General features: G+C 39.2%; 2 protein-coding genes. One reads left to right on the top strand and one right to left on the bottom strand.

The window, feature by feature from the left end; translation table 11 throughout:
• Positions 1–2,585: 2,585 nt before the first annotated feature.
• The gene (gene aroA / locus F6K40_RS38250) at positions 2,586–3,932 is read left to right on the top strand and encodes a 3-phosphoshikimate 1-carboxyvinyltransferase (RefSeq protein WP_293144938.1); all 1,347 of its coding nucleotides are present in this window, start codon (positions 2,586–2,588) and stop codon (positions 3,930–3,932) included.
• A gap of 330 nt (positions 3,933–4,262) precedes the next feature.
• Here aroA and F6K40_RS38245 read toward each other — a convergent pair whose 3' ends face one another.
• Positions 4,263–4,685: a CAAD domain-containing protein gene (locus F6K40_RS38245; RefSeq protein WP_293144935.1), complete on the bottom strand. Its 423-nt coding sequence runs from the start codon at positions 4,683–4,685 to the stop codon at positions 4,263–4,265.
• Between the last annotated feature and the right edge of the window lie 1,185 nt (positions 4,686–5,870).

The following is a 5,870-nucleotide window of genomic DNA, read 5'->3' as shown; positions in this document are numbered from 1 at the left end:
GTCGGGATGAAAGCCAGGGCCAGGATTCGGATACCTTCATAAGCTAAACATTCATAGGCCCAAGACACAAGCTAGGAGAATTTTGTTATTATCAATGTCAACACAGGGGGAGGACATCACCTCTGTCTAAACAGCGGTCAGGGTTTCCCAGACTGAAGAATCCCTATAAGTCCCGTAAGGGCAACGTCGGGAGTATGTCAAAACTGGCATTTCTTGTTCTTGGAGATAGAGCCTATATCCTAGATATAGTCAAATTAAAACCTTTTTTCCTATTTTATTTATCTCAACGTTAGCCCTTGACCCGCGCTCTCCCGTTGGCTCGCCTAGGGGCAGCTATTAGGGGAGGGGAGCGGCGCAATTGGAAAACCAATTAATAAGAGCGGTTATTATATAGAACCCCTAAGGGTATCTCTAGAAAAGAGGGAGTAGGGAGTAGGGGAGTAGGGGAGTAGGGAAGCGGGGGAGTAGGCATTGCTCATTCATTGTTGTCAGAGAATATTTACAACCCTACATTTTTTTAGTCCTGTACGGACCACACAGACCACACGGACCAGACAGACCAATCATAGATCCCAAATGGGTTCTATAGAATCAGGTTATATAGTTGATAATTCTATAATTACTTCAATATTCAATCTCCCCTCTGACCCTCGGACCCTCAGACCAACTATACAATAACTATTCAACCGGATTTGATATGAGATGAGGGTTGGGGAACTAAATGAGGGGTTAGACCCTAAACTGCAACGTTATAGTTATTGAAATTTGGGGATGATTTTGAATCGGGCGCTCTTAAATATGTTCATAGTTCTGTAATTACTTCAATATTCAATCTCCCCTCTGACCCTCGGACCCTCAGACCAACTATACAATAACTATTCAACCGGATTTGATATGAGATGAGGGTTGGGGAACTAAATGAGGGGTCAGACCCTAAACTGCAACGTTATAGTTATTCAAATTTGGGGATGATTTTGAATCGGGCGCTCTAAAATATGTTCATAGTTCTGTAATTACTTCAATATTCAATCTCCCCTCTGACCCTCGGACCCTCGGACTCTCAGAGCAACTATACAATAACTATTCAACCGGATTTGATATGAGATGAGGGTTGGGGAACTAAATGAGGGGTCAGACCCTAAACTGCAACGTTATAGTTATTCAAATTTGGGGATGATTTTGAATCGGGCGCTCTTAAATATGTTCATAGTTCTGTAATTACTTGAATATTCAATCGGACCCAAAATTCTATGAACAATCTCCCTCAAATATATAATTAAGTCTTCAAGCTGATTTTATATAGAATCCGGTTATAGAACATGAGTTGATAATTCTATAATTAGGGTTTGCGCTCAAAAGTCTTGTGGTCGGGGTAGGAGTCAGGAGGTAGGGACGTTTAGCTAAAGCACAACTTTCATATAGGGAATGCGGAGCAAACGTTAACGCGGAGCGACATGAAACGCATTAATGCTCAAGCAACGTCCGTACGGAGTCAGTAGGAACGAGGAATGAGCGAGGAGGTAGGAGTAAGAATTTTTCCTCAATTTTTCTGTCTAAGTCTCTGCCAAAAATACGCTCATTTTTGAACCGCACAGACCATTAAGCTTGGATTTTTTTCAATACCTAAAAAGGCTGAAAATTTTACCTGAAAAGGATTTGATATTTAATCAGCAAACCCTAATTACTTCAATTACTTCAGTATTCAATCTCCCCTCGGACCATCGGACCATCGGACCATCGGACCATCGGACCCTCAGACCAACTATACAATAACTATTTAACCGGATTTGATATGAGATAAGGGTTGGGGAACTATATGAGGGGTCAGACCCTGAACTGCAACGTTATAGTTATTGAAATTTGGGGATGATTTTGAATCGGCGATCTAAAATATGTTCATAGTTCTGTAATTACTTGAATATTCAATCGGACCCAAAATTCTATGAACAATCTCCCTCAAATATAAAATTAAGTCTTCAACCTAATTTTATATAGAATCAGGTTATATAACATTAAGTTGATAATTCTATAATTACTTGAATATTTAATCTCCCCTCCGACCCTCCGACCAACTATAGAATAACTATTTAACCGGATTTGATATGAGATGAGGGTTAGGGAACTAAATGAGGGGTCAGACCCTGAACTGCAACGTTATAGTTATTGAAATTTGGGGATGATTTTGAATTGGGCGATCTAAAATATGTTCATAGTTCTGTAATTACTTGAATATTCAATCGGACCCAAAATTCTATGAACAATCTCCCTCAAATATATAATTAAGTGTTAAACCTGATTTTATTTCGCGAAGTGTCACTACTAACTGATAACTGAAATGACCTGTTAAATCACGCTCTGCAATATTTGAGGAAATTATGATCAGACAATTACTATTAGACATCTCCAACAATAAAAAATCCAATCAATTATTATACATAAATCATTAATTATTTCCCCCTATTCCCTCCATACCTATTCCCTCTTTTCTAGAGATGTCTATTGATGGATGATTAGTTATTGTACTCACTCGCTACAGTCCCCTCTATTTTATAATATTATGGCCGTGCCAAATTATAGTTGATTTTATGGTAGCTGCCGTCGTTAGTATACAAACTACAAATAGTCAGGAAACTTTGATAATTCAAAGACCAAATAATGGTCTATCTCTCAAAGGTAATATTTCAATTCCTGGAGATAAATCAATTTCTCATCGCGCTCTGATGCTAGGAGCGATCGCTGAAGGCCAAACTAATATTCAAGGTTTACTCCTAGGAGAAGATCCCCATAGCACTGCAAGATGTTTTTCTCTTCTTGGTGCTAATATTTCCCAACTCAATACAGAGTTAGTAGAAGTTCATGGCGTAGGGATAGATAATCTCACAGAACCATCTCGTGTTTTGGACTGTGGTAATTCTGGCACTACAATGCGACTAATGTTAGGTATTTTGGCATCCCATCCCGAACATTTCTTTACTGTGACAGGGGACAGCTCCTTAGTACAACGTCCAATGTCCCGTGTTATTCAGCCACTCACACAAATGGGCAGTCAAATATGGGGAAGAAAAGGGAATAGTTTAGCACCTCTAGCAATTCAGGGACAAAAGTTACGACCAATCCATTATCATTCTCCCATTGCTTCAGCTCAGGTGAAATCTTGTATTTTGTTTGCTGGTTTAATGACAGAGGGGAAAACTACGGTAACTGAACCTGCTCTATCGCGAGACCACAGTGAAAGAATGTTAAAAGCTTTTGGAGCAGAAATTCAAGTTGACCCAGAAACTAATAGTGTGACGGTGACAGGTCCAACTAAACTTAAAGGCCAAGATGTAGTTGTGCCTGGTGATATTAGCTCGGCAGCTTTTTGGTTAGTAGCAGCAGCTATTGTTCCTGGGTCAGAATTAGTAATTGAAAATGTTGGTGTTAATCCTACTCGTACAGGTATCTTGGAAGTATTGGAAATAATGGAAGCTGATATTATACAGGAAAATCAGCGAATTGTGGCGGGAGAACCGGTGGCAGATTTACGAGTACGTTACAGTCCATTGAAAGCTTGCGAAATTTCAGGTTCTATAATTCCTAGGTTGATTGATGAAATTCCGATTTTGGCGGTAGCTGCTATGTTTGCTGAGGGGACAACTGTGATTCGCGATGCTGCTGAGTTGCGGGTTAAAGAAAGCGATCGCCTGGCAGTTATGGCCACTCAGCTCCAAAAATTGGGGGCAAGAGTTACTGAGCTGCCTGATGGTTTGGAAATTACTGGTGGTGTTTCTATAACTGGTACGGATGTTGAGACTGATGGGGATCATCGAATAGCTATGAGTTTAGCGATCGCTGCATTGAATGCTACTGGAACTACGAACATTAATCAAGCTGAAGTTGCTAGTATTTCTTACCCAAACTTTGCCCAGACTCTACAAGAAATCTGTACTTAAGAATTTAGAATTTAGAAATTTGGAATTTAGAAATTTGGAATGAAGGCTTGATTGATCTAGAAATTAAGGGTATTAACCCGAAAACAATTTAAATTTCCTGTAGATATTCACCTTTGAGAGTTCTGAATTTAGAATTTAGAATTGGTAAATTTACCTTGTAGAATTCAGAATTGGTAAATTTACAGGACTTACGCAGAACCACCATGTCTAGTAGTGGCGAGTCGCTACTCGCCGCTACAGATGGTGTATGATTTGATATTTTGCGTAAGTCCTGATTTACCTTGAATTATAAATTCTACATTTTCAATTCTAAATTTCAATCAAGAATGCCTAACTATCAGATGGCTTATCACCAAATAGTTGATCTTTCCAAGCTTGAAGTTCTGCTGATAACTCCTGGCGATTAGAGGCACGAAGTAAATAGCGATATACAAACCAGCCTGAATAGATAATACCAATTAACTCAAAAGTTGGAGCTAGCAGTGGAATATCATTTAATGACTCAACTATTGCCAACATTACCTTCAAACTAATAATGACTGCCACAATTAGACCCAAAGTAACAATTGGCTTTTGATATTGTCCAAAAAAACCAGTAATAATTGCTGGTAGTTCTGATAATATTTCCAATACTTGGTTCTTGACATCTTGAAACCCATCGGATGTTTCTTCTGAATTTGGCACTTTAGCTAAAGGACCAACTTCTGTAGGGTTTACTCCTACTTGTTGTGTAGTCTCCTGTTTCTCTTCCACGATCGTACTCCTTTACTTAACTTAATAAATTAGTTATGACAAAGATTAAAGTTGTCTAGGTCAATAGTCCAGAATTTTACCGAATAATTAATAATTAATAATTAATAATTAATAATTAAATAATTCAGCTCTAAAAGCCTCTCCAATAAAAGGGAAAAAAGCGGTCGTTTTGCTACGCATAACTACGTTAACGCTGCGCGACATGAAAAGCGGAGCTTCCCGAAGGGTGGGATGCCGTTAGCGTTAGCGCAGCTCCTCTGTAAGAGGAAGCGGCTCTGCATTCTTCGGGTCTCCTTCCCTCCGGGACGCTACGCGTTACATATCGCGGAGCGTTAACGCAGTTTTGCGCTAGCTAAACGGCATATCCAATCGACTAAGAGAAATAAATTTTTTTCTTTTAGTCAATCCTCTCCCTTTTAGGAAGAGATAATTATCCATTATCTATTATCCATTATCCATTATCCATTAATGAAAGGACATACCCAGTTTACTTCTTAAATTATCTTCAAACATAAGCCTAGGCCAGAGAAACCTGACATCACAAGAATGATAATAATATATAGATTTGGCATATATAGTTATTGATAACTAATTTCCACAAATCTTAAATAATCGCTTCAACTTGAATATTTACAATTTAGTTAAATTGAAATAATTATCAACATTTTCTTGGATTTTTGTGGTAAAATGTACATCCAATTTTTAGGCCACGAGCTGAAGTAATACGAGTTTGATAAATGTTTGCTACAAATATCTAGGTTTTTGAGGAGTCAGGAGTCGTAGGGGCGATTTCGTTCCGAATGCTGTGGCTTTCCGCGTAATTAGGAGCATGACCTTAGGAAATCGCCCCTACAGGGTTTTGCTTGTAACGATGTGGTTCATCAATCTGAAAAGCGCTGTAAAACCCACATTCCGCACTTCAGATTGTAATATTGACATACTCCCGACGTTGCCCTTCTATTCTCCCCTTTCAAAGCTATCCCTTATAAGGAACTCTTGAAACCCTTGTGGGAGGAGGGGGAGGATGGGGAGGATGGGGAGGAGGGGGAGGAGGGGGAGGATGGGGAGGATGGGGAGGAGGGGGAGGAAGAATTCTGTCTACATTCATAAAAAAGTGTGTTTTTCAATACACTTTTCTCCTGAAAAAGCCGATTCAAGACTAAAACATAACTTGTCTATGTTGTC

This window comes from Okeania sp. SIO3I5, from assembly GCF_010672085.1.
Taxonomy (GTDB): Bacteria; Cyanobacteriota; Cyanobacteriia; order Cyanobacteriales; family Microcoleaceae; genus Trichodesmium.
This window is presented reverse-complemented; position numbering and strand designations above follow the sequence as displayed.

Excerpts from the sequence above, each read along its gene's own strand:
- aroA (WP_293144938.1), top strand. The coding sequence starts at position 2,586 with ATGGTAGCTGCCGTCGTTAGTATACAAACTACAAATAGTCAGGAAACT.